The 24,016-nt window shown below is 65.5% G+C and carries 24 protein-coding genes and 1 pseudogene; 19 read left to right on the forward strand and 6 right to left on the reverse strand.

The genetic code is table 11. From position 1 onward, the window contains the following. Positions 1-141: 141 nt before the first annotated feature. Complete coding sequence (locus ACTYOL_RS12280) at positions 142-1,041, forward strand: helix-turn-helix domain-containing protein (RefSeq protein ID WP_054891313.1); 900 nt, start codon at positions 142-144, stop codon at positions 1,039-1,041. Between the two features lie 25 nt (positions 1,042-1,066). On the opposite strand, the gene ACTYOL_RS12285 is transcribed toward ACTYOL_RS12280, so the two are convergent. Beyond that, the gene (locus ACTYOL_RS12285; protein ID WP_444757991.1) at positions 1,067-1,822 is read right to left on the reverse strand and encodes a PIG-L deacetylase family protein; all 756 of its coding nucleotides are present in this window, start codon (positions 1,820-1,822) and stop codon (positions 1,067-1,069) included. A 323-nt stretch (positions 1,823-2,145) separates the two neighbouring features. Here ACTYOL_RS12285 and mdcA point away from each other — a divergent pair, with 323 nt between their 5' ends. The 9 genes from mdcA to madM are packed head-to-tail and all read left to right on the forward strand — an operon-like array spanning position 2,146 to position 9,364. Continuing rightward, positions 2,146-3,807, forward strand: coding sequence for a malonate decarboxylase subunit alpha (mdcA, locus tag ACTYOL_RS12290; protein WP_153773566.1), 1,662 nt, complete (start codon positions 2,146-2,148; stop codon positions 3,805-3,807). Then, a complete protein-coding gene (locus tag ACTYOL_RS12295; RefSeq protein WP_444757992.1) occupies positions 3,807-4,652 on the forward strand; it encodes a triphosphoribosyl-dephospho-CoA synthase in 846 nt (281 codons plus the stop codon). The genes mdcA and ACTYOL_RS12295 overlap by 1 nt, the downstream gene beginning before the upstream one ends. Before the next feature lies 1 nt (position 4,653). Continuing rightward, complete coding sequence (locus tag ACTYOL_RS12300) at positions 4,654-4,953, forward strand: malonate decarboxylase subunit delta (RefSeq protein ID WP_444757993.1); 300 nt, start codon at positions 4,654-4,656, stop codon at positions 4,951-4,953. Beyond that, positions 4,946-5,791 carry a biotin-independent malonate decarboxylase subunit beta gene (locus ACTYOL_RS12305; RefSeq protein ID WP_054891318.1) on the forward strand — a complete coding sequence of 282 codons (846 nt, stop codon included), beginning with the start codon at positions 4,946-4,948 and terminating at the stop codon, positions 5,789-5,791. Before ACTYOL_RS12300 ends, ACTYOL_RS12305 begins: the two co-directional genes overlap by 8 nt. Beyond that, positions 5,791-6,582, forward strand: a complete 792-nt coding sequence (mdcE, locus tag ACTYOL_RS12310; protein WP_125929821.1) for a biotin-independent malonate decarboxylase subunit gamma — start codon at positions 5,791-5,793, stop codon at positions 6,580-6,582. Before ACTYOL_RS12305 ends, mdcE begins: the two co-directional genes overlap by 1 nt. Before the next feature lies 1 nt (position 6,583). Further along, the gene (locus ACTYOL_RS12315; protein ID WP_197889653.1) at positions 6,584-7,198 is read left to right on the forward strand and encodes a malonate decarboxylase holo-ACP synthase; all 615 of its coding nucleotides are present in this window, start codon (positions 6,584-6,586) and stop codon (positions 7,196-7,198) included. Continuing rightward, entirely contained in the window at positions 7,195-8,115 is a 921-nt protein-coding gene (mdcH, locus tag ACTYOL_RS12320; RefSeq protein WP_200602510.1) for a malonate decarboxylase subunit epsilon, read from the forward strand. Before ACTYOL_RS12315 ends, mdcH begins: the two co-directional genes overlap by 4 nt. Positions 8,116-8,175: 60 nt before the next feature. Next, entirely contained in the window at positions 8,176-8,598 is a 423-nt protein-coding gene (gene madL, locus ACTYOL_RS12325; RefSeq protein ID WP_063544829.1) for a malonate transporter subunit MadL, read from the forward strand. 1 nt (position 8,599) lies between these two features. Continuing rightward, positions 8,600-9,364, forward strand: coding sequence for a malonate transporter subunit MadM (gene madM, locus ACTYOL_RS12330; RefSeq protein ID WP_151924746.1), 765 nt, complete (start codon positions 8,600-8,602; stop codon positions 9,362-9,364). Positions 9,365-9,386: 22 nt separating this feature from the next. Here the strand turns inward: madM and ACTYOL_RS12335 are convergent, their stop codons facing one another. Continuing rightward, complete coding sequence (locus ACTYOL_RS12335; protein ID WP_054891430.1) at positions 9,387-10,298, reverse strand: LysR family transcriptional regulator; 912 nt, start codon at positions 10,296-10,298, stop codon at positions 9,387-9,389. A 250-nt stretch (positions 10,299-10,548) separates the two neighbouring features. Here ACTYOL_RS12335 and ACTYOL_RS12340 point away from each other — a divergent pair, with 250 nt between their 5' ends. The 3 genes and pseudogenes from ACTYOL_RS12340 to ACTYOL_RS12350 all read left to right on the forward strand — a co-directional run bounded on the left by ACTYOL_RS12340 (position 10,549) and on the right by ACTYOL_RS12350 (position 11,894). Beyond that, positions 10,549-11,100, forward strand: a complete 552-nt coding sequence (locus tag ACTYOL_RS12340) for an ATP-dependent Clp protease proteolytic subunit (protein WP_054891324.1) — start codon at positions 10,549-10,551, stop codon at positions 11,098-11,100. Positions 11,101-11,331: 231 nt separating this feature from the next. Next, positions 11,332-11,487: pseudogene (locus ACTYOL_RS12345) on the forward strand (general stress protein); the annotation flags it as partial. A gap of 128 nt (positions 11,488-11,615) precedes the next feature. Continuing rightward, entirely contained in the window at positions 11,616-11,894 is a 279-nt protein-coding gene (locus ACTYOL_RS12350; protein ID WP_153773571.1) for a DUF6555 family protein, read from the forward strand. A gap of 78 nt (positions 11,895-11,972) precedes the next feature. Here ACTYOL_RS12350 and ACTYOL_RS12355 read toward each other — a convergent pair whose 3' ends face one another. Continuing rightward, complete coding sequence (locus tag ACTYOL_RS12355) at positions 11,973-13,079, reverse strand: alkene reductase (protein WP_151924743.1); 1,107 nt, start codon at positions 13,077-13,079, stop codon at positions 11,973-11,975. A gap of 235 nt (positions 13,080-13,314) precedes the next feature. Continuing rightward, entirely contained in the window at positions 13,315-14,322 is a 1,008-nt protein-coding gene (locus ACTYOL_RS12360; protein ID WP_054891328.1) for an aldo/keto reductase, read from the reverse strand. A gap of 294 nt (positions 14,323-14,616) precedes the next feature. Here ACTYOL_RS12360 and ACTYOL_RS12365 point away from each other — a divergent pair, with 294 nt between their 5' ends. Together ACTYOL_RS12365 and ACTYOL_RS12370 are read left to right on the forward strand one after the other, a co-directional pair. Then, positions 14,617-15,087: a YbjN domain-containing protein gene (locus ACTYOL_RS12365; protein ID WP_197889655.1), complete on the forward strand. Its 471-nt coding sequence runs from the start codon at positions 14,617-14,619 to the stop codon at positions 15,085-15,087. Next, positions 15,084-16,019: a peptidylprolyl isomerase gene (locus tag ACTYOL_RS12370; protein WP_153773574.1), complete on the forward strand. Its 936-nt coding sequence runs from the start codon at positions 15,084-15,086 to the stop codon at positions 16,017-16,019. The genes ACTYOL_RS12365 and ACTYOL_RS12370 overlap by 4 nt, the downstream gene beginning before the upstream one ends. 43 nt (positions 16,020-16,062) lie before the next feature. On the opposite strand, the gene alkB is transcribed toward ACTYOL_RS12370, so the two are convergent. Then, the gene (alkB, locus tag ACTYOL_RS12375; RefSeq protein ID WP_197889656.1) at positions 16,063-16,707 is read right to left on the reverse strand and encodes a DNA oxidative demethylase AlkB; all 645 of its coding nucleotides are present in this window, start codon (positions 16,705-16,707) and stop codon (positions 16,063-16,065) included. A gap of 284 nt (positions 16,708-16,991) precedes the next feature. On the opposite strand from alkB, the gene ACTYOL_RS12380 reads away from it, so the two are divergent. Genes ACTYOL_RS12380 through qhpG form a run of 4 tightly spaced genes read left to right on the forward strand, consistent with a single transcriptional unit; the run spans position 16,992 to position 22,600 of the window. Next, entirely contained in the window at positions 16,992-18,902 is a 1,911-nt protein-coding gene (locus ACTYOL_RS12380; protein ID WP_444757994.1) for a sigma-54-dependent Fis family transcriptional regulator, read from the forward strand. 3 nt (positions 18,903-18,905) lie between these two features. Then, positions 18,906-20,639, forward strand: coding sequence for an ABC transporter ATP-binding protein (locus ACTYOL_RS12385; protein WP_197889658.1), 1,734 nt, complete (start codon positions 18,906-18,908; stop codon positions 20,637-20,639). Next, positions 20,629-21,306, forward strand: a complete 678-nt coding sequence (qhpE, locus tag ACTYOL_RS12390; protein ID WP_444757995.1) for a subtilisin-like serine protease QhpE — start codon at positions 20,629-20,631, stop codon at positions 21,304-21,306. The genes ACTYOL_RS12385 and qhpE overlap by 11 nt, the downstream gene beginning before the upstream one ends. After that, positions 21,260-22,600 (forward strand): flavin-dependent monooxygenase QhpG, encoded by a 1,341-nt coding sequence (gene qhpG, locus ACTYOL_RS12395; RefSeq protein WP_444757996.1) that lies wholly within the window; start codon positions 21,260-21,262, stop codon positions 22,598-22,600. Before qhpE ends, qhpG begins: the two co-directional genes overlap by 47 nt. Positions 22,601-22,655: 55 nt before the next feature. Here qhpG and ACTYOL_RS12400 read toward each other — a convergent pair whose 3' ends face one another. Then, positions 22,656-23,969, reverse strand: a complete 1,314-nt coding sequence (locus ACTYOL_RS12400; protein ID WP_444757997.1) for a hypothetical protein — start codon at positions 23,967-23,969, stop codon at positions 22,656-22,658. Between the last annotated feature and the right edge of the window lie 47 nt (positions 23,970-24,016).

The raw sequence follows: 24,016 nt of genomic DNA on the forward strand, positions 1-24,016 counted from the left end.
CTCCAGGAGGTATTACAAACCTTTTCACGGCGCCACTTCCCACAGGTCACGCTGAGGACTATCTTGGGCGCTGCCCCTCGGGGTGATCTATCCGTTTTCTCCGTCAATCAATGCACCAAAAGAGTGCATATAGGACGTCGCGTGAATACGCAAACCGCCTTGCAGGTCCAGGCTTTCAACACCACCGATGTCACCGAGCAGGTGCGTGCCACCCCTGGCTGGCAGCAGCAGTACCGGCAGATGTCACCCGGGCATTTCAGCGGCCAGCTGCGCTGCCTGGGGCTCGATGGCGTCGAGGTGTACGAAGAGCGCCTGAATACCCGAGTCGAGCAGTTCTTCCGCGCCCCGAGCGGCTCGCTGACCTTTTGCTTCGACCAGGTCGAGAACAGCCTGTACCTGCTCAACGAACAAAGCCGCAACATCTGGATAACCCCGGAGAACTACCAGGAAGTGGCGGTGGTGTTCGACCAGCCGTTCCTGCAGCGGCACGGCCTGGATCTGGAGCGTTTGCAGGGGCTGTTCATGGTGCCGCTGGGCAGCGGCCAGAATGCGCTGTTCGGCAGCTGGCTGAGCGCGACCCTGACACGTCTGGCGCAGGCTGACTGCCCACTCGAAGGGCAGGCCTTGGCCGAGCAACTGCTCGATGACTGCCTGTTCATCCTCGACAACGCCTGCCAGCGCCTGCAAGGCCAGGCACTGGGCAAGCGCGGTGAAGAGCGGGCGATCATGCAGCGGGTCAGCGAATGGGCGGCGGACTGCCCGGAAGAGACGCTCAATCTCATGGAGCTGGCGCAGGTGGCCGGGGTGTCGTTGCGTCAATTGCAGGAGGCCTTCAAGGCCTTTACCGGCATGCCCCCGGCGCATTGGTTGCGTCTGCGCCGACTCAACGGTGCGCGCCGCGACCTGCTGCGCCGCGCCAGCGACGTGACGGTAGCGGAAGTGGCGATGCGTTGGTCGTTCTGGCACCTGGGGCGGTTTTCCGAGAGCTATCGCCAGTTGTTCCGCGAATTGCCGAGCGAGACCCTCAAGCGCGGGCGCTGAAGGGGCATCTGCGAGGGGTTGGCTGTCAGATAAAGACCAGTTCAAAAGGCTGCAGCAGGCATTCCAGCAGCTGTTGCGGCACCACGGGCGGCGTGTCCGCATCCGCCTCCATCTGACTGACATGGGCAGCGATGGCCTGGCGCTTGCGCGCGAGGCTCGCTTCGTCGAGCTGGATACGACGCGCGCGTTGCCAAGGTAGCCGAGGATCGTCCGGCGTCGACCAGCGCCACGCCCATATCGGCGCTTCGGCCAGCGTTGCCCCGCGCGCCTGGGCGGCCTGTGCGCAGGCACGGCCCACCGCGTCATGGTCGCAATGGCCATCGTGGCGCCAGGGACACATCAACAGATCGCCGGGTTGCAGTAACTGGTTCAGGTAATTGACCAGAAAGGCCTCGTCCCGGGGCAAGGCGCCGTCCTTGAGGTTCAGCCGTCGCCAATCCAGATCGCCGACCCGCAGATTGAGCTGCTGCAAGGCATGGTGGCTCTCCAGTGGGCGCTGGTGGCGCAGGCGTCGTTCGCTCCACTGTGCCGAGCCTGGGTGGCTGCCTTCGCCATTGGTGGCGGAGATCAGCACGAGATCCTGCTCGCGGCCATGGAAGTCACTCAGTAATCCGCCCGCCATGAGCACCTCGTCATCCGGATGCGGCGCTACCAACACCAGGCGCCGACCCGGCGGGCACAGTTGTTCGGGGGTGATCCAGGCGGCCCGGGCCAGGTGCGCGGATTTCTGCCATTCGCTCCAAGGGGTTCCCGCGGCAGCCTGGATCATGTGCTCGTTCATCGTTGCCAAGCTCCTGCTGTCAGTCGAACTCAAACCAATCCTGTCGCAGATACCTCTGCGGCGGCTTTGGTCATGGTGGGTTTCGGGACGACTCCCGGGTCTCTGAAGAATTGAGGGAGTGGGTGAGGGGAGAGTTCAAAAAAGCTGGCGAGGACGGGGGAGTGGATTTAGCCGCGACAAGACATTGCTGCGAAAGACAACGGCTCAAGTCCTTACATCAAAAACATTACGCTCACCGTAACGATCAACCACCGTGCTTGATTGATGCCTCCCACCCCCCAGGCCTAAGGTGACCCCACGACAGCGAACCCGTGGAGTCACCAATGACCACAACGAAGAATCCACCGCCGCAATGGTCGAGAAGGCGCGCCGAAAAGCAGCGCCGTCTCGAGCGGGTGAGTCACCTCGCCGATGGCGTGGTACTGCCCACCGAGCGGATCGTCGAGGCCCTCGAACTGCTGATCGCCCCGGGTGATCGTGTGGTGCTCGAAGGCAACAACCAGAAACAGGCGGACTTTCTTTCGCGCTCGCTGGCCAAGGCCGACCCTGGCCGTCTCCACGACCTCCACCTGATCATGCCCAGCGTCAGCCGCGCCGAGCACCTGGACCTGTTCGAACGTGGCATCGCCCGCAAGCTCGACTTCTCCTTCGCCGGCCCCCAGAGCCAGCGCATCGGCCAGTTGCTCGAAGACGGTCTGCTCGAAGTCGGCGCCATCCACACCTACATCGAGCTCTACTCGCGCCTGCTGGTGGACCTGATCCCCAACGTCACGCTGGTTGCAGGCTTCACTGCCGACCGCGATGGCAACCTCTACACCGGCCCCAGCACCGAGGACACTCCGGCGCTGGTCGAGCCCACCGCGTTCAGCGATGGCATCGTCATCGCCCAGGTCAACCAGTTGGTTGACCGTGTCGACGACCTGCCCAGGGTGGACATCCCTGCCTCGTGGATCGACTTCGTGGTGGTCGCCGACCAGCCGTTCTACATCGAACCGCTGTTCACCCGCGACCCGCGTCATATCAAGCCGGTCCATGTGCTGATGGCGATGATGGCGATCCGCGGTATCTATGAAAAACACCAGGTGCAGTCGCTCAACCACGGCATCGGTTTCAATACCGCCGCCATCGAGCTGATCCTGCCGACCTATGGCGAGTCGCTGGGGCTCAAGGGCAAGATCTGCCGCAACTGGACCCTCAATCCTCACCCGACGCTGATCCCGGCCATCGAAACCGGCTGGGTACAAAGCGTGCACTGCTTCGGCACCGAGCTGGGCATGGAAGACTACATTGCCCAGCGTCCGGACGTGTTCTTCACCGGGCGCGACGGTTCGATGCGCTCCAACCGGTTGATGTGCCAGCTGGCAGGGCAGTACGCGGTGGACCTCTTCATCGGCGCCACCTTGCAGGTCGATGGCGACGGGCATTCTTCGACGGTCACCCGTGGCCGCCTGGCCGGTTTCGGCGGGGCACCAAACATGGGCCACGACCCACGCGGGCGACGCCACGCGACACCGGCCTGGCTGGACATGACCGTGCCCGAAACCCTGCTCGAGCGCGGGCGCAAGCTGGTGGTGCAGATGGTCGAGACTTACCAGGAGGGCGGTAAACCGACCTTCGTCGAAACCCTGGATGCGGTCGAGGTGGCGAAGAAGGCCGGCATGCCGCTGGCACCCGTGATGATCTACGGCGATGACGTCACCCACCTGCTCACCGAAGAGGGCATCGCCTACCTGTACAAGGCGCGCAGCCTGCAGGAACGCCAGCAGATGATCGCGGCGGTGGCCGGGGTCACCGCCATTGGCCTGCGCCATGACCCCAAGGATACCGAGCGCCTGCGCCGCGAAGGGTTGGTGGCCTTGCCCGAAGACCTGGGCATTCGCCGTACCGACGCCACCCGTGAGTTGCTCGCCGCACGCAGCATCGCCGACCTCGTGGAGTGGTCCGGTGGCCTGTATAACCCGCCCGCACGCTTCAGGAGCTGGTGATGAAAGCACTTTGCCTACAGCCCCTGGCCTTGCCCGACCAATTGGCGGACCTGGCCGTCGAAGCCCTGATCGATGAGGCCGACCTCTCGCCCAAGCCTGGGCTGGTGGACCGGCGCGGCAGCGGCGCCCATGGCGACATGAACCTGGCCTTGATGCACGCCTCGGCGCTGTCGCTGTGGCCTTGCCTGCGACAGATGGCCGAAGCTGCGCAACGCCATGGCGAGATCGCTGCGCCGCTGCGCGCCGAGCTGGGACGCCTTGGGCGCGAAGGCGAGGCGGCGATGCTCGCCACCACGGCCGGGGTGAATACCCACCGTGGTGCTATCTGGGCGCTGGGGCTGCTGGTTGCGGCGCGGGCGCTGAGCCCTCTTAGCAGCGACCCGCGTACCCTTGCCGCACGTGCCGGGCGCCTTGCGCTGATCGATGATCCGGCCGCCCCCGCACAGGACAGTCACGGCATCCAGGTGCGCCGCCGCTATGGCGCGGGTGGCGCGCGCGAGCAGGCCCAGCAAGGCTTTCCGGCGATCACCGGTCACGCTCTGCCGCAACTCTGGCGCAGCCGCGCCGCTGGCGCCAGCGAGACCCATGCACGCCTGGACGCGCTGCTGGCGATCATGGCTTCGCTGAGCGACACCTGCGTGCTGTGGCGTGCCGGTCAGCAAGGCCTGGATGCCCTGCAGCAAGGGGCCCGTGCGGTGCTCGATGCAGGCGGCAGCGCGAGCTTGGCGGGTCGCCGTCAACTGCGCGCCCTGGATGCGCGCCTGCTGCAACTCAATGCCTCTCCAGGCGGTGCTGCCGATCTGCTGGCCGCCTGCCTGTTCCTCGACAAAGCCGGGAGCCTGTGACATGGAAACCCTGAACTTTCAATTCCCCGCTGCGCAACCCGGCCATGGCCGTGCCCTGGTCGGCTGCGTCAGCTCCGGCGACCTGGAGGTGCTGATCGAGCCCGGCCAGGCCGGCAGCCTCGATATCCAGGTCGTGACCTCGGTCAACGGCAGCCAGGCACGCTGGAACCAGTTGTTCCAGCGCCTGTTCGACGGCCGCAGCTTGCCCGCGCTGAAGATCGACATCCATGATTTCGGCGCCACGCCCGGCGTGGTGCGCCTGCGCCTGGAACAAGGCTTCGAGGAGATCGGCCATGACTGATAACGAACGCCTGTTGCACAGCCGCAGTTTCGTCGAACTGGGGGCCCGCCAACGTGCCAGGGCCTTGCTCGATGCGGGCAGTTTCCGCGAGTTGCTTGGCCCCTTCGACCGCCTGATGTCGCCCTGGCTGCCACGCCAAGGCATCGTGCCGCAGGCCGATGACGGCGTGGTCATCGCCAAGGGCACGCTCGACGGCCGTCCCGCCGTGGTCGCAGCCATCGAAGGCGGGTTCCAGGGCGGCAGCATGGGCGAGGTGGGGGGCGCGAAGATCGCCGGCGCCTTGGAACTGGCCGCCGAAGACAACCGTAACGGCATCCCCACCTGCGCCGTGCTGTTGCTGGAGACCGGGGGCGTGCGTCTGCAGGAGGCCAACCTGGGCCTGGCGGCGATTGCCGAGATCCAGGCCGCGATCGTCGAACTGCGTGCCTACCAACCGGTCATCGGCGTGATCGCAGGCTCAGTCGGCTGCTTCGGCGGCATGTCCATTGCCGCCGGGCTGTGCAGCCATCTGCTGGTAACCCGCGAAGCACGCCTGGGCCTCAATGGCCCACAGGTGATCGAGCAGGAAGCGGGGATCGGTGAGTACGACTCGCGTGACCGGCCTTTCATCTGGAGCCTTACCGGTGGCGAGCAGCGCCACGCCAGCGGTTTGGCGGACGGCTACGTCGCCGATGACGTCGAGGCTGTTCGCAGCCAGTTGCTGGCGTTGCTGGACGCACCTTCTGCGCAGCGTGCCAGCCGCCATCAGTGGTTTCTCGAGCGCCTGGCGCAACTGGGTGATGACTGCCCGCAACTCGATGCCGCCGCCGTGCGTGCCCTGTATCAAGGAGATGCCTGATGAACCGTGCCCAGAACTGGTTGCAGGGCCTTGCCAGCGGCGAGTCGCTGCCAGGCTTCCCCGCCTCGGTGCAGGTGGTCGATGGCGAGCTGGACAATCGCCTGGCGCGCTTTATCGCCGTGGTGCCCGATGCGCGCAATCCCTTTGTACGCGCCCGTAGCGGCGAGGTTGGCCTGCTTGAAGGCTGGGGCCTGGCCAAGGCGGTCGCCGAGGCGGTGGAGGCCGACCGCGACAGTGAGAAGCGCGTGCTGGTTGCGCTGATCGATGTACCCAGCCAGGCCTACGGGCGGCGTGAGGAAGCGCTGGGCATCCACCAGGCCCTGGCCGGTGCGGTGGAAGCGTATGCCCAGGCGCGCCTGGCCGGGCATCCGGTGATCGGGCTGCTGGTGGGCAAGGCGATGTCCGGGGCGTTTCTTGCCCACGGCTACCAGGCGCAACGATTGATCGCGCTGGATGACAGTGGCGTCATGGTGCATGCGATGGGCAAGGCGGCAGCGGCGCGTATCACCCTGCGCAGTGTCGAGGACCTGGAAGCCTTGGCCGCCGAAGTGCCGCCGATGGCCTACGACCTGAAAAGCTACGCCTCACTGGGGCTGCTGCACACGCGTCTTGCCGTGGATAACGCGCAGGCGCCGACCGCCCGGGATCTGGCACAGGTCCGTGCCAGCCTGATCGATGCCGTGCGCGACATTGGCGATACCACCGACCTGCGTAGCCGCCTGAACGGCGAGCATCGCAGCGCCTCCCGCGAGGTGCGTCAGCGCCTGCGCAGCCAATGGCAGGAGGCCTGAGATGTACGCCCCGCGCCCACACGACCTGCTCTGGGGCATGACTCCGGCCATGCTGCCTGCCGATGCGCCTGCCTGGGTGCACTCGGTGCTGGCAGCCGGCGAGCCGGTGGTAGTGCGCCGGGCGCTGGTGGCACCGGACCAGGTGGCGGTCGGGGTACGCGGGAGAGGGCGCGAGCAGCGTTTTGCCTGGCAGATGCGCCTGCTGGACATCGAGCGCTGGGTCAGCCCCGAAGCGCTGCGCGGGGAGGGCGAGTTGTCGTCGCCAGCCTTGCGTGCGCTATCGCAGGTCAGCGCTTGGTTGAACGATCGCGAGTGGCTGTGGGGACCTACCGGCAGCACGGGTTTCCAGCTCGCGACGGGAATCGAGGTGCTGCACGCTGGCAGCGATCTTGATCTGCTGCTGCGCGCCCCTGTGTCGATACCTCGTGAGCAGGCCGCTCGACTGCTGAAACAGTTGGAAGGCGCGGCCTGTCGCGTCGATGCGCAACTGGAAACGCCCCAGGGCGCGGTTGCCTTGCGCGAATGGGCCAGCGGGGCGCGTCGGGTGCTGCTCAAGTCGGCGGCTGGCGTGCGTCTGGTGAGTGATCCATGGCAACTGCAGGAGGATGCGGCATGAGCAGCCTGTTCGCGTTCCCGGGGCAGGGCGCCCAGCAGGTGGGGATGCTTCATTGCCTGCCTGAGGGCAGTTCGGATCTGCTCGAAGCGGCCAGCGAGGCGCTGGGCGAGCAGGTGCTCACGCTCGACAGCGCCGAGGCGTTGCGCCATACCCGCGCCGTGCAGCTGTGCCTGCTGTTGACCGGCGTGGCATGGGCGCGCTGGCTGATGCGACGCAGCCCGGCGCCGGAGTATGTGGCCGGGTTGTCGATCGGTGCCTATGCCGCGGCGGTCACCGCCGATGCGCTGGCACTGGAGGACGCCGTACGCCTGGTATCGCTGCGCGGCGAGCTGATGCAGCAGGCTTATCCGACAGGCTACGGCATGACGGCCTTGAGCGGCCTGGACCTGCCCAGTGTCGAGCGTTTGCTGGAAGCGGTCGGGGGTGAGGTGTACCTCGCCAACCTCAACAGCGACAACCAGATCGTCATCGCTGGCAGCGATGCAGCGATGACAGCGGTCGCCGCGCGCGCACGCAGCCTGGGGCAGGGCGTGGCCCGGCGCCTGGCGGTCAGCGTGCCGTCGCATTGCCCTCTGTTGGCGGCGCCTGCGGCTACCCTGGCCGCAGCGTTCTGCGAGGTCGAACTGCGTCGCCCACGCATCACCTACCTCAGCGGCAGCACGGCACGACCGATTTTCGATCCGGCACGCCTGCGCGACGACCTGGCCGGCAACATGGCTCGCATTGTCGACTGGCGCGCGACCCTGCGTGGCGCCTGGGAGCGCGGTGTGCGCCTGCACCTCGAATTGCCGCCGGGCAGCGTACTCACGGGTCTTGCCAGGCGAGTCTTCGAGCCTGGAAAGGTGCTGAGCGTGGAGTCCACCCGTGCCGACAGCATCGATGCACTGTTGCGTCAGGAGGTGGCCGACAACCGATGACCGCGCTGTAGCTCGAAGGACAACAACAAACAACTTCGATACAACCTGAGGACAACAACAATGATCATCTATGGTGTGGCTCTGCTGGCGGTGTGCACGCTGGCCGGCGTTATCGTCGGCGACTTCCTGGGCGTGCTGTTGGGCGTCAAATCCAATGTGGGCGGGGTCGGCATCGCCATGATCCTGCTGATCTGTGCGCGGCTGTACATGCACCGCAAGGGTGGCATGAGCAAAGAGTGCGAGTTCGGCGTCGGTTTCTGGGGCGCGATGTACATCCCGGTGGTGGTGGCCATGGCGGCCCAGCAGAATGTGGTCACTGCCCTGCACGGCGGGCCTGTGGCCGTGGTGGCCGCGGTCGGTGCGGTGCTGGTGTGCGGCGCGACCATTGCGCTGATCAGCCGCAGTCACCGCGGCGAGCCGCTGCCGGCGCTCGATGCGACACCGCCAGCCTCGGTGCAGCCTGCACCTGCGGGAGGTCGCTGATATGTGGCCGCTCATTGAGAAAGCCCTGGAACACAATGACCTGATCACCGCTTTCGCCGTCGTCGGTGCGGTGATGTGGGTATCGGTGATGCTCTCCAGATACCTCACCTTCGGCCGCGTGCACGGCTCGGCCATCGCCATCGTCATCGGCCTGGTGCTGGCCTGGATCGGCGGCAACCTGACCGGCGGCCAGAAAGGCCTGGCGGACGTGACGCTGTTTTCCGGGATTGGGCTGATGGGGGGAGCGATGCTGCGCGATTTCGCCATCGTCGCCACCGCCTTCGAAGTGCAGGCCACCGAAGCGCGCAAGGCCGGGATGATTGGCGCGGTGGCGCTGTTGCTGGGCACTGTGCTGCCGTTCATCGTCGGCGCGGCGGTGGCCTGGGCCTTTGGTTATCGCGATGCGGTCAGTATCACCACCATCGGCGCGGGCGCGGTGACCTATATCGTCGGACCGGTGACCGGGGCGGCGCTGGGTGCAAGCTCCGATGTGATGGCCTTGTCGATTGCCACAGGCCTGATCAAGGCGATCCTGGTGATGGTGTTCACGCCAGTGTCGGCACGTATGCTGGCCCTGGACAACCCGCGCTCGGCGATGGTGTTCGGCGGCCTGGCCGGGACCGTTTCCGGTGTGACGGCCGGGCTGGCTGCAACGGATCGGCGATTGGTGCCTTATGGTGCGCTGACCGCCACCTTCCATACCGGGCTGGGGTGCCTGATGGGGCCGTCGATCCTGTATTTCTGTGTACGCGGCCTGGTTGGATGAGGAGGACAGTCGGCCTGGGCTGTCACCCTTCGCGACTGTACATCCGGCATTCAGCCAGTAGCGCCAGCAGGTTCGGCTCGCGCTCGCGGGCCTTGAGAAACACCGCACCGATGTGCTGCTGCAACCGGTAGCGCGGTTGCAGCGCGATCAAGCGCACGCGGTTCTCGTACACCGCGGCGATACGTCCCGGCAGCAGGGCATAGCCCACCCCGGAACTGACCATGCTCAGCAGGGTGAAGATATCGTTGACCTGCATCGCCACTTTCGGTTCGAAGCCGGCCTGCTCGAACACCCGCGCGCCGTCCCGGTGGGTGGCGAAACCCTGGGTGAGGGTGATGAAGGTGGAGTCGGCCAGGTCCGCCAGGTCGACTTCGGCCTGCTCGGCGAACGGCGAGTCGGTCGGTACGGCCAGGAAGATATCGTCGGAAAACAGCGCCAGGTGTTCGCAGGCCGGATCGTTGATGCTGTCGTCGAGCGAGACCAGGATGGCGTCCAGTTCATGGTTCTTGAGACGGTGCAGCAAGTCGACGTTCGAGCCGAGCGTGAGGTCGATGTTCAGCTCGCTGCGGCGCAGCTTCAGGCCCATGACCAGCTTGGGCACGGTCTTGACCGTGAGCGAGTACAGCGCCCCGAGGCGAAAGCGTTCGGCATAGAAACCTGCGGCCTCGCGGGTCTGGCGCACCATCTGCTCGGCGTCCTGCAACAGTTGTCGGGCCTTTTTCTCCAGCACATAGGCGCTTTCCAGCGGGATCAGCTGGCGGCCTTCGTGCTTGAACAGCGGGCAGCGCAGGGCGTTTTCCAGCGAGTGGATCGCCCGGTGCACGCTGACCGCGCTGGTCGACAGTTCGCTGGCGGCACGGCCCAGGTTGCCGCTGCGCATGAAGGCGAGGAAGGTCTCGAGCTTCTTCAGGGTCAGTTCTTCGTCGATCAGCATGCACAGGCGCTCGCGGGCGGTCGGAGCGTCGATGATGCCACAGCACGGCGCGGCCCAGGCAGCCTTGCGCAGGGGCGCGCCGCCGTCGGTGGTCACCGGCAAGCGCGGGGCTGGGAGTTGCGGGGGAACTTTGCCGGGCCAGACGATTCCACCGAATGCCGGACCTTCTGCAGCGGCTGCACGCTGCCTCCGGTATCGCCAGCCCGACCGACTGAACCATCGTCTTCGATGGACGACCCTGGAGGTATGCATGGCCCGACATATCATTCACTTCACCGGCCCGATCAATTCCTCGACCTGTGGCAACCTGATCAGTACCTGTTCACGTGCCGTGCAGCAGGGCGCCGAGGTGTTGCAGATCAACATCGCCACCATGGGCGGCGAGTGCAGCTATGGCTTCACGCTGTACAACTTCCTGCTTGGCCAGCCGGTGCCGGTGCACACCCATAACCTCGGCACCGTCGAGTCGATGGGCAATATCCTGTTTCTTGCCGGCAGCCATCGTACGGCTTGCCAGTACAGCAAGTTCCTCTTTCACCCGTTCCACTGGACCCTGCACGGCTCGGTGGACCACTCGCGCATGGCCGAGTACGCCATGAGCCTGGACTACGACCTGCGTCTGTATGCCGAGATCGTCGCCGAACGTACGCAAGGCTCGGCCGAGGACCTGGATGTGGTGCGCTACCTGATGGCCTATCCACGCATCCTCGGGCCTCGTGAGGCCCTGGCCAGCGGAATGATCCATGCCATCGATGAACTGCCGGTCGCGGCCGATGTGGTGCAGTGGAGCGTGCATGCCTGAAGCCTGCGCTGGAGGGCGGCCTAGAGGTTGGTGCGCAAGCGTTCGCTATCGCCGCCTTTTAGCGCCGCCGGTCAGTCCGCCTGCAATATGATGGAGCAGATCGTCGCACATCCGCTCGGAACTCTTGTGGGGCGCGTATTCGTGCCTTACGCCACAGACCCGTAAAGGAGAAATGACATGGCACACGACCAGGATCGCCCAAGCCAACGTGGTGGCACCAAGGAAACCAACCCTGGCAACTTTGCCAACGACCGCGAGCGGGCTTCCCGTGCAGGCCAGAAGGGCGGCAAGAATTCGGGGGGCAACTTCGCCAATGATCGAGCTCGTGCTTCCGAAGCCGGGCGCCGGGGTGGCCAGAACAGCCACGGCGGTGGTCGCAGTCAATGAGCAAGCGGCTGCTCAGCTGCAGACGGTGCAGCCTTGGCAGGGTTTTTCAGCGGGTTCGATAATCTTTTGAATCTTCACGGAAAACCCTGATCAATCAGTAGTCATCCATGGAGAAGAGGAGGCCCGTGATGCCAGCCCCACAGTTGTACATCATCGAATACACGCTGCACGACGAGGCGCGCAGCTTCATCATTCGATCGGAGCGAATGGACAATGCCGAGGCTTGGCATTGGGCCAGTTGTGATGCAGGGGTCGGGATCATTCCGAAGTTCGGACGAGAGAAGATCAAGAAGGTGAGTCGCCCCATGGCCGAGCGTTATGGGGTGACCGGGGTGAGCTGGCGGTTGTCTGGGAGCAAGCCTGCACCTGCTCAAAGCGAACGCAAACCCGATCACGCAGCGGGATAACGGCTTCGCAGCTGAACCTGCTTTCACAGAGCTATCGCCTGCAGGCGCGGTCAAGTCCGCGCCTGCATAGCTCCGGTATCAAGCCCGGCGCAACGCGGGGTAGTCCGTGTAGCCTTCGGCGCCATTGGCGTAATCGAACTGTGCGCGGTGCTCGTTCAAAGGCGCTTGCTGCTGCAGGCGTTCCACCAGGTCCGGGTTGGCGATATAGCTGCGCCCAAAGGCCACCGCATCGATCAGCCCACGCGCAATCAGCGCCTCGGCTTTTTCCGGGGTGTAGCCGCCAGCCGCTACGATCACCCCCGGATACACGGCGCGAATCGCCTCGCGGAATTCGTCACGCAGCGGCTTTCCACCGGCCCAATCCGGCTCCGAGAGATGCAGATAAGCCAGGTTGCGCTTGGCCAGTTCTTCGATCAGGTACAGCGCTGCGGCTTCCTGATCCTCACCGTTGTCGACCCCATTGAACGGCCCCAGCGGGAAGATGCGGATCGCCACGCGGTCGGCGCTCCAGGCGGCGATGGCGGCGTCCACCGCTTCCAGCACGATCCGTGCGCGATTCTCGACGCTGCCACCGTAGCGGTCTTCACGCACGTTGGCGCTGGGCGAGAGGAACTGGTGCAGCAGGTAGCCATGGGCGGCGTGCAGTTCGATCAGGTCGAAGCCTGCGTGCTGCGCATTGTGGGCCGCCTGGCCGAAGTCAGCGACGATGTCGGCGATTTCGGCTTCGCTCAACGCCCGCGGCGCGGAGGTTTCGACGCGAATTACATTGCCCTGTGCGTCGCGCAGCGAGGTGCGGGCATCGGCGGGCAATGCCGACGGCGCAACCGGCGCGGCCTGGCCGGGCTGTAGCGAGGTGTGGGAAATACGCCCGGTGTGCCAGACCTGTACCGCGCTGTGCCCACCTGCTGCATGGATGCGTTCGTTGACCAGGCGCCAACCGGCGATCTGCTCGTCGGTGTGGATACCGGGTGATCCCGAATAGCCTTTGGCCTGGAAGGAAATCTGTGTCGCTTCGCTGATGATCAACCCGGCACTGGCACGCTGGCTGTAGTACTCGGCCATCAGCGGCGTGGGTACATCGCCCGGTTCCAGGCTGCGCAGGCGTGTCAGGGGCGCCATGAAGACGCGGTTTGGCAGGGTGAGGGGGCCGACTTGAACGGGGCGGAACAGGTGCTCGAGTGTCATTGAAGCCTCTGGGTGCAGTAATACGATGGGCTGCACCATACCTGTCCCATTGGGGAAAGGGGGGACCGGTATCCCCGCTTGTCGCTCCCCAATGGCCTGCAATAGAGCGTTTACGGCGTATCCAGTAGCAGAAGTCGCCTATCCGGGAGGCTATCTGTAGTACCTGAGCCGCCGACGAGTGTCGACGGCGTCACGGGCGATCATCGATTTCGTTCGGGAGGAACGGCGGCGCACTTCAGCGCGCCAAGCGTCCGCTGACAAAGTGTGCGACGTCATTGAACCCCGGCGTCGAGGCATGCCCAGGGGTTACCAGCGAGTCGATGAAGGCTTCGTCCTCGGCGGTGATGTTGACCTCCAGCGCTCCGGCGTAGGTTTCCCACTGCGCCTCGGTACGCGGCCCGACGATGGCCGAACTGACCAGTTGGTTGTTGAGCACCCAGGCGATGGCGAACTCGACGATACCTACGCCCTTGGCGTCGGTGTAGGCGTGGATCTTCTGGGCGATGGCCAGCGACTCCTGACGCCACTCCACCTCCATGATCCGCTTGTCCTGGCGCCCGGCGCGGCTGCCGGCGTCAGGGGTCGAGCCTGGCGCGTACTTGCCGCTGAGCACGCCACGGGCCAGGGGGCTGAACGGCACCACGCCCAGCCCGTGGTAGGCCGCGGCGGTCAGTTGCTCGGGCTCGGCCTGGCGGTTGACGATGTTGTACAGCGGCTGGCTCACCACAGGCTTGGGCACCCCGAGGCGTTCGGCCAGGTTGCAGATCTCGGCGATGCGCCAGCCGCGGAAGTTGGACACGCCCCAATAGCGAATCTTGCCTTGCTGCAGCAGATCACCGATGGCTCGCACGGTCTCTTCCAGCGGTACCTTGTGGTCTTCGCGGTGCAGGTAGTAGATGTCCAGGTAGTCGGTGTCCATGCGCGTCAGTGTTGCCTCCAGCGCATTGAACAGGTGCTTGCGTGAGAGCCCGCTGCGGTTGGGCAGGCCGTCTGCCGGACCGTAGCCGGCCTTGGAGGCAACGATCCAGTCCTGGCGATGGCGTGCCACCGCTTCGCCGACGATCTCCTCGGAGCGCCCGGCGTTGTAGACATCGGCGGTGTCGATGAAGTTGATGCCCTGGTCCCAGGCGCGGTCGATGATGCGCAGCGAAGCCTCGGTATCGGTCTGTTCGCCGAACATCATGCTGCCCAGGGTCAGGGCTGAGACTTGCAGGCCGGAGCGGCCGAGAGGGCGGTAGCGCATGCTGGAGGTCCTTGCGTCGAAGAAGATGATTGGACCGTTTTACACACAAGCACCGGGCTTTGAAAGGGCGGAGGATAGGGTTCGCTACGCTGTGCCGGTGCCAGGGCAAAGAGAATTTCTGGCCGAGCGCAATCCTTGTGCTACTACTTGATATCGACACGCGCGATTGCAGATGGACGGTCGCAGAGGCAGGGAATTCGCCAGCGCTGATGTCTTGCCAGCCCCCGCTATAGCCGTCTTCCTGCTGCGCGTGAATGAATCCGAGCTGTTTCATCACCACAAGGAAGGCTACACATGACCGAAGTCACCCTGATCGAAACCGTGAGCGCCGATTCCCTGACCAAGCTGCTGCAGGATGCCGGCTACCGGGTCAATCGTAGCGAGCAGAATGCCGTCGTGCAGCTGCTCAGCGCCAGCCAGGGCGTGGGTTACGCAGTACGGTTCGGCAATCGAGCCAAGGACCAGGAGGGTGAGTTCCTCGACTTTACCTTCAGTTGCGTGTTGCGCATCCAGGGCGAGCTGCCGGCCGGGCTGGCCGAGCGCTGGAACGCCAGCCGTCGTTTCGCCCGGCTGTCGGTGCAGGGCGAGTTCCTGGTGATGGAAAAGGACGTGGTGGTGGCCGATGGCGTCAGCGATGCGCATCTGCTGGGTAGCCTGGTGCTGTGGGATCGCCTGCTGCAGGAGTTCATCGTCTACCTGCGCGACTACAGCCGCAATGTCGCCGACCAGACCGAACAGGTGGCTGGCGCGGCGACTGCTTCGTGACTTCCCGTACCTTCTGGGCCGGCGCGGGTGCGCTGGCCGTCATTGTCGTGGCTGTCGCCCTTGTTCTACGTCCGGGGGAGGAGCCGGTCGCCGCAGCGCACCCGGCGGCGACCGAGGTCAAAGGGCCGGTGTTGGCCAGCCTGGGCGAACAGAAGGTCGGCAGCGACGAGCTGAAGACGCTGCTGGCGCAGTTACCGGAGCCGACCCGCGAGCACCTGCGTGGCGATCGTCCGGCATTGGAGGCATGGATTCGCGCACGCCTGGCAGAAAAGGCGCTGTATCGCCAGGCCGAAGCCAAGGGCTGGCCACAGCGTCCAGATGTCGAGGCGCAGACCCGTGCAGTGAGCGAACAGATCGTATTGCGCGACTACCTCGCTTCGGTCACCCGAGTGCCTGACGATTACCCGAGCCAGGCAGAGCTTGAGCAGGCGTACCAAGCCACCAAGGACGAACTGCGCCTGCCGGTACGCTATCGCTTGAGCCAGATTTTCCTGCGGGTTGAAAATCCCAAGGACGACGAGGCAGTGGTCAAGCAGGCCCAGGCCCTGGCCAAGCAAGCACGCGACGGCAATTTCGCCACGCTCGCCCGCGAGCACTCCCAGGACACCGGCACTGCCGCCCAAGGCGGCGACAGCGGGCTGCAGGCGCTCGACCAGTTGCTACCTGAAGTGCGTGAGGTGGTGACGCGGCTCAAGGTCGACGGAGTGAGTGAACCGGTGCGCACGGCGGCGGGCCTGCACATCATCAAGTTGGTCGAACAGCAACCGGCGCGGGCGGCAACCCTGGAGGAGGTGACACCGCAACTGACCCAACTGCTCAGGGCACAACGCCAGGAGCAACTGGTGCGCAATTACGTCAACGGCATGTTCGATTCGGCGACCTTGAGTATCGACGGGGCGGCATTGAACCAGGTGCTGGAGGCCAGTCGCTGATGCTCCTTGAGTGATCGTGCCGAATCTCATTCGGTACGGTCACTCAACCTGCCTTGCGCAGGGTCAGGTTGATCCGTCGTTCCCCCATCCGCTCATGCTTGCCCGGCTTGATCGGCAGCACGCCATGAAAGCGCAGGCGATCCTCGCCACCCCATACCATGACATCGCCATGACTGAGCGGCACATGCTGCGGCCGGTCGCTGCGTTGCATGCCGCCGAGCAGAAAGACGGCGGGCAGCCCCAGTGAGATCGACACGATAGGCTGGCTGAAATCCTGCTCGTTGCGATCCTGGTGGAGGCTCAGGCGTGTACCGGGCAGGTAGTGGTTGACCAGGCACGCATCCGGCACGAACCCGTCGAAGCCGGCTTGGGAAGCGGCCCGCGCAGCCAGCGTCAGCAGCATCTCGGGCAGCGCCGGCCAGGGTTTTCCGCTCAGCGGATCCAGCGGGCTGTAGCGGTAGCCACGCGCGTCGCTGACCCAGCCCAGGCTGCCGCAATTGCTCAGCGCGACGGCCATGTGCAGCCCGCCGGGCGTCTGCATGTGTCGAAAGGGTGCCGCGCGCAACACTGGGCGCAGGGCATCGAGCAGGGCTTCGACCTCGGGCAGGGCAAAGCCTGGCAACAGCATGACCTGGCTGGCCAGCGATTGCGGCTGAGAACCGAAGAGGTCGAGGTCTGACTGGATCATGGCGGGCACTGGCGTGGGTAAGTCTGGATTGTATCGCTGTTGGTTCGTCCAGCCCATGGCAAATGGTCGGAGGGCGCCCTGAGCGCAGGTTCGGTCGGTCCGAGCAAGCGACCCTGTGCACCCGCGGATCGAAAAAGACGCGGTGGCCGGGCGCTTTCGTCGTGCGAGCGGGCTTGCCCGCAGACACCGGCACAGCCTGCGCCACCCACAGCCGCAGCCCGCTTTACGTATGCGTCAGGCTGACGCACACTGCGCAGAGTTCCGGGGTACAGCTGGAGTAAACGATGGCGCGACAATCACCCATAACAGACGCCCACGACCCGATGCAGCAATCCCGCCAGGTCCGCCTGCACCTGGCCAACGAGGGCGAGCTGCCTTCCGGCATGCTGCGCGAAGAGATCGATGCCTCATGGCGGCGCAGCCACGGCCATGGCCTGGACTGCCTGCAAGGCGAACAGGTCGGCCTTGGCGTCGAGCACGGGCAGAACCTGCAGACGCTGCTCGAACTCAACCGCACGCTGATTGACGCCGTCACCCCCGAGCTCGACTACCTGGTCGAGCGCCAGGGCAAGGGCGGAATCATCATTCTCGGCGATGCCCAGGCCAATGTGCTGGCCATCGAAGGGCAGACCCACGTGCTCAATCGCAATGGCCTGCGCGACCTGCACCCCGGCAGTTGCTGGAGCGAGGCGCTGCGCGGCACCAATGCCATCGGCACCGCCGTGGTCGAAGGGCGGCCCACCTTGATCAACTGCGGTGAACACTACCTCGATCGCCTCAGCCCGTTCTCCTGCACCTCCGTGCCCCTGCGCGATCCACGCGGCGAAGTGATCGGCGTGCTCGACATCACCCGCGAAGGGGTGATGAGCCAACCGCAGGACAGCCTTTCGACCCTGATGCTTGCCGCCGGCAACATCGAGAGTCGGCTGTTCGGCCTGTACCACCCCGAGCAGTTGGTGCTGGCGTTCCACAGTCGCCCGCAGTACCTGGGCAGTGCCTGGCATGGGCTACTGGCCCTGAGCCTTGATGGTGAGGTGATGGCAGCCAACGAAAATGCCTGCCAGTTGCTCGGGCTACCACGCCCTGGCTTGATCGGCCGACGTTGCAGCGACTTGCTCGGCGAACGTTCGCCGGCCTTTCTCAACCGCCTGTTGCAGGGCGGGATGAGCAGTGTGCAGACCGCCAAAGGGGAATTCTTCGTTCGGGTGCTGCAACTGCCGCGCCATGGCAACCTGGGCGCGACCGTCGCGACAAAGCCTGTTGCGGCGGTCAAGTGGTCGGCGCTCGATGCACTGGGCGGTGGCGACAGCCGTCTGGCGCGGGGTTTGCGCATGGCTCGCCAGGGCCTGGTCAACGGGCTGCCGGTGCTGCTGCTGGGCGAAACCGGGACAGGCAAGGAAGTGGTGGCGCGTGCCCTGCACCAAGCCAGCCCGCGCGCGGACAAGCCGTTCGTTGCAGTCAACTGCGCAGCGATTCCCGAAGGGCTGATCGAGTCCGAGCTGTTCGGCTACCGCGATGGCGCGTTTACCGGCTCGCGCCGCGGCGGCATGGTCGGTCGGCTGATGCAGGCCCATGGTGGTACCTTGTTCCTCGACGAAATCGGCGACATGCCACTGGCCCTGCAGGCCCGGCTGCTGCGTGTGCTGCAGGAGCGCCGTGTGGCACCGCTGGGGGCCGGCGAGGAGCAGGACATCGACGTGGCGATCATCTGCGCCACGCACCGTGATCTCAAGCGGCAGGTAGCCGAACAGCGCTTTCGCGAGGACCTGTACTACCGCGTCAACGGCGTGTCCCTGCGCCTGCCGGCCCTGCGCGAGCGTGATGACCTCGGCGCCCTGATCGAAGGGGTGCTGGACAAGCTCGGCGCCCGCGGCGTCACCCTGGATCCGGCATTGACCTCCCTGCTTGAAGGCTTCGACTGGCCGGGCAATATCCGCCAACTGGAGATGGTATTGCGCACCGCGCTGGCCATGCGCGAGGCGGGTGAGCAGGTGCTCGGGCTCGATCACCTGACCGATTGCCTGCTCGACGAGTTGTCCAGTGGTACTACTGCTGCCGGTAGCCTGCGCGAGAATGAACTGGAATTGATCCGTGGCGCCCTGGCGCGCCACCAGGGCAATGTCTCGGCCGCCGCCGAGGCGCTGGGCATCAGTCGCGCGACGCTGTACCGCAAGCTCAAGCAGTTGCGCGGATAGACCATGGGCGGAGTGTTCTCGCGCCTGATCGAGTCTGGCGACCCCGTGCTCATGCGCCAGGCCCTGGCCTGGCTGTACGGTTTCGTGCGGCCCCAGCGCCGGGCCATCGCCGTGTTGCTGGGGTTGTCGCTGGTCGCTTCGCTGCTGGCCCTGGCCCAGCCCTGGCTGGTCAAGACCTTGATCGACGAGGGCCTGCTGGCACGCGATTACCAGACGCTCTGGCACATGGCGGCGTTGATGATCGGTGCCGGGGTGCTGGGTACCGTGCTGTCGGGGGTCAACCGCTACCTGCATACGCGCTTGTCGGGGCGCATCCTGTTCGCCTTGCGCGACGACCTCTATCGACACTTGCAGCAACTGTCGCCGACGTTCTATGGGCGACGCCGTACGGGCGATATCCTTTCGCGCCTGGACGGCGATGTCGCCGAGATCCAGCGTTTTGCCGTGGATTCGCTGTTCGCGGCCGTCTCCAGCGTCATCGGCCTACTTGGCGCGGTGGCCTTGATGCTGATGTTGTCGTGGCGACTGTCGTTGTTGCTGGCCTTGCTCGTACCGATCGAGGTGCTGTGGTTGCGTTGGATGCGGCGCAAGGTCGAACGCGAAGTGCGCAGCCTGCGTGAGCGCTCGGCGGACGTGTCGTCGTTCCTGGTCGAGACGCTGCCTGCGATGAAGTTCATCCAGGCCGCCGGGCAGCAGGGGCGTGAAGCGGGGCGCCTGGACCAGCTGGGGCAGGGCTACATGAAGCAACTGCTCAAGGTACAGATCACCGAATTCTTCACCCAGGCCGTGCCCGGCACCCTGACTTCATGGTGTCGCGCCTGTGCCTTTCTGGTAGGCGGCTGGTGGGTAATCCAGGGCACCTGGCAACTGGGTGCGCTGATCGCCTTCTCGACCTACCTGGGCATGGCGGTGGGGCCGGTGCAGAGCTTGCTTGGCCTGTATGTCGCGGTGCAACGGATGGCGGTGAGCCTGGGGCGGGTCATGGAACTCAAGCGCGAACCGGTGGCGGTCACCGAGCCGCAGGTGCCCAGGCCGATGCCCGACGGGCCGGGTGAATTGCGCCTGGAAGGCGTTGGCTTCGCTCATGAGGGCCGCCAAGGGGCAGTGCTCGATCAGGTCGATATCACCGTCGCGGGTGGGCTGAAGGTGGCCATCAGCGGTGCGTCAGGGGTGGGCAAGTCGACCCTGATCGACCTGCTGCAGCGTTTTTACGACCCGGATCGTGGGCGTATCCTGCTCGACGGTGTCGACCTGCGCCAACTCGACCTGGCTGCACTGCGCCGTCGCATCGCGGTGGTCAGCCAGGACATCGTACTGTTTCGTGGCACCCTGGCTCAGAACCTGGCCTACAGCACACCTGACGCCAGCCGCAGCGCAATGGAGCAGGTGGTGCGCCTGACCCGCCTGGAGGGCCTGGTGCACAGCCTGCCGATGGGGCTCGATGGCGCCCTCGGCGAGCGCGGCCAGCAGCTGTCCGGCGGGCAGAAACAACGTATCGCCATCGCCCGCGCCTTGCTACAGGATCCGGCGATCCTGGTACTGGACGAAGCGACGTCGGCCGTGGACGAGGCGACCGAGCGCGAGGTGATTTCCGCTATCGACCAGCTGTTTGCCGGGCGCACGCGCATTCTCATCAGCCACAGGCCGTCGACCCTGGCCGATGCGGACCTGCATCTGCAGCTGCAGGACGGCCAACTGCGGGTTCTGCAGCAGGTACATGTCGATCATGGCCACTGAACTGCGTTTGGGGGTGATCGATAGCGGTTGCACGTCGTCGCAGATGTCGGTGGTGGCGGCCGCGCGGCGCTTCTGGCTGCAAGACGGACTGCTTCAGGAGGGCGAGGCGCAGCCTGATGCCCTTGGCCATGGCCGTGCGGTCCTGGAGTGCCTGCGCGAGGGGGCCGGTGATGTACCGGTGCTGGTAGCCCAGGTGTTCAGTGACCAAGGACGGACCAGCGCCTTGCAGGTGGCTGCAGCATTGCTGTGGCTGGTGGAGCAGGGTGCCACTCTGGTCAATCTGAGCCTGGGGCTGCAGCAGGACCGTCCCGTGCTGCGCCAGGCCTGCGCCGCCGCCCAGGCTGCCGGCGTCGTGTTGTGCGCGGCCAGCCCGGCCCGTGGCGCTGCGGTGTATCCGGCCAGCTACCCGAACGTGCTGCGCATCACGGGCGACGCCCGTTGCCGCGCAGGCCAGTGGTCATGGCTGGGCACGGCGCAGGCCGACTTCGGCGCGCCGGTGGGGGGGAATGCCCAGGCAGGGGCCAGCCTGGCGTGCGCGGCCTTGACCGGGCGAATGTGCGCACTGTTACGCGAGCATCCCGAGCTGCAACCTGCACAGCTACGTGCCTGGCTGCAGGCGCATGCGGCTTTCGTCGGGCCTGAGCGTCGAGGTGTCGATGAGCCGTGACCCGCAGATCCTCGTGCTTGGTGCAGGCCCTGCCGGGGCCGCAACCGCCATAGGCCTGCGGCGCATGGGCTATGCGGTCAGGCTGGTTTCGGAGTGGCGCCGTTTCGATGCCGTCGAAGGGGTATCGCAGCGGGTGTTGGACGGCCTGCGCCACGCAGGGCTTGGCCTGGCGTTGGGGGTGGCGACGATCGCTGCCGCGCGTCAGGTGCAATGGAACGGCGAACGGATGCAGATGAATCAGGAGTTCCTGCTCGATCGTGCGCGCTTCGATCGAGCGTTGCGCGAGGATCTGCTGCGCGCCGGGGTGCATGTCATTCACGGGCGTGTCCGCGAGCTGACGCAGGACGGGCGACACCGGGTGCAGCTCGACGACGGCCAGGTGCTGCACGGCGATTTTCTGGTCGAAGCCCGTGGTCGCCAGGCGCCCCTGCCTGCCAGCCGCCTGCGCGGCCCGGAAACCGTCAGCCTGCTCAACCTCTGGCAATCGACAGCAGGCGGCCCGCCAGCTTCTGCAGTGGAAAGCCTCGATGATGGCTGGGCATGGATGGCGCGCCTGGCAGACGGGCGTTGCTACTGGCAGATCACCCTCGATGCCAGCGCGGCCTCGCTGCCGGGCAGGGCGGCACTGGGGGAGTATTGCGCGGCCCGGCGGCGGCAGTCGGCAGGGGTCGCACAGTTGTTCGATACCCAAGCGTTGGAGCCCGCTCAGGTGCATGCACGCAGCAGCACGGCGATTCTTGCCGGCGCGTGTGCCGGCGCGGACTGGCTGCGGGTGGGGGATGCGGCGATGGCCGTCGATCCTCTGTCGGGCAACGGGATCTTCCAGTCACTGTCGTCGGCCTTGCAGGCGCCGGTGGTGATCAACACCTTGTTGAGGCGACCGGAGCGGTCGGCGTTGGCGCAACGCTTCCACCAGCAACGGGTCGAGCAGTTGTTCCTGCGTTTTGCCCGCACAGGGCGGGATTTCTATCGACTGGAACAAAGACATGCCGACGCGGGGTTCTGGGTACCGCGCCAGAGATGGCCTGATGACCAGGGCATGCACCAGGCCGCAAACTGGCAGGCGGTTCGAGTTGAACGCAGGCCAGTGTTGCGCGAAGGCTGGGTGGACGAGGCCGAGGTGGTGGTGACGGCCGACCAGCCGCTGGGGGTATGGCACCTGCAGGGCATCGAACTGGCGCCGGTTGTACGGGCCCTGCAGGCGGGTTCGGGTCTGCTCGAGGCGCTGGCAGACAAGCCTGAACAGGCACAAGCCATGGTGCGGCGCTGGTTGCTGGAGCAGGGTTATCGCTGAGGGGCGGGTATGCTTTTGCGAGTAACCAAGCGCCTGCACGACGCTTGGCGAAGGCTCAGAAGAAAGTCCCGATCACCAGTTGCAGATAGGTCCCGGTATCCCGACTACCCAGCTGCATGCCGCCATCGTCGGCATTGCGCTCAGGCTTGTAGAAGCCCAGCACCGGGCTGACCAGCAGGTGATCGTTGACCATCCATTCCACATACAGGTCCAGTTCCCGCCCGCCGACATTGCCCTGGTCGGTGTCCAGCGTGTCGAAATCGAAGTACAGCGCGCCAAGGGTCAGGTTGTCGCGCGGCTTGGCCTTCAAGCCCACATGACGGACCTGGGTGTTGGTGTTGAACGGGCCGGCATAGTTGGCGGCGACTTCACCCTGGAACCAGGTCCCGTAACCCCGGCTGAGCCCGTAGAACAATGGGTCGAAGTCCTTGGAGAAGCGGCTGTAGCGATAGGTGGCGGTGGGTGTCCATGGCAGCTGCGAGAAGGTCCAGCTGCCTTCCAGGTACCAGGCGTTCTCACGGGTGCCTCGTTGGTCCTGGGTGACATATTCGCCCGCGACTTCCAGGTCCTGGACCCCAAGGCTGCCGCGCCCGCGCAGACTGACGGTGTCCATGCCATCGCGGTGCTCCAGGCCCATGATCTGGGCATAGCGACGGTCCACATCCAGACCGTGAATCCAGCTCAGGCCAACGGTACCTGCCTCGCCGACGTGCTCCAGGTTGGCGACAGCCATGGAACTGTCGGCTTGATAGTGGTTATCGGACTTGAGCCACATCAGGTCGCCACGCCAGCCCTGGCTGCCGCCCAGGCGCAGCACGGCGGTACGGTCGAAGGCCTTGCGCGCCGCCAGGTAGTAGGCGCCGCCGCGATTGAAATTGGCACCCAGGTCGACCTTGCCAAGGTTGACGGGATCGCCCTGGATCAGGAAGCCGTCCCCCAAAGTGACCACCTGGCGGCCGCCGGAAATATCGATGCCGTCTTCACCTAGCAGCGGGAACAGCGTGCCCGAGCGCCAGCCCAGGTAGGCATCCTCGACGGCCGTGCGGCGTTCGTCCCCCAGGGTCAGGCCCGCGGCATCGCCGTCACCCCAGGTGGCGGAGCTGAGCAGGCTGAAGGCGCCGTACAGTGAGCCGGTGTCGGCCAAGGTCTGGCTCGCGCTCAGGCCATATTTGACGTAGCCCTCGCGCCAGTTGTTGCTGCCAGGCGAGCGGTTGCCGGCCTGATTGAAGCTTTCGTCACTGTGAAAGATGCCGAACAAGGCCTCGAGGTTGGCGTTGAGGACAGTGCCATCCTGGTTGTAGAGCTCCTGGGCCTGGGTGAGGGGAGTGGCCAGCAGAAGGGCCAGCGTGCAGACGAGCGGATGCCTCATGGTGTGCTCCATGTTTTCTTGTTGTTTTCAGGAAGTCGGCCTCTTTG

Origin of the sequence: Pseudomonas sp. A014, assembly GCF_052378495.1 — a bacterium.
GTDB lineage: Bacteria > Pseudomonadota > Gammaproteobacteria > Pseudomonadales > Pseudomonadaceae > Aquipseudomonas > Aquipseudomonas machongensis.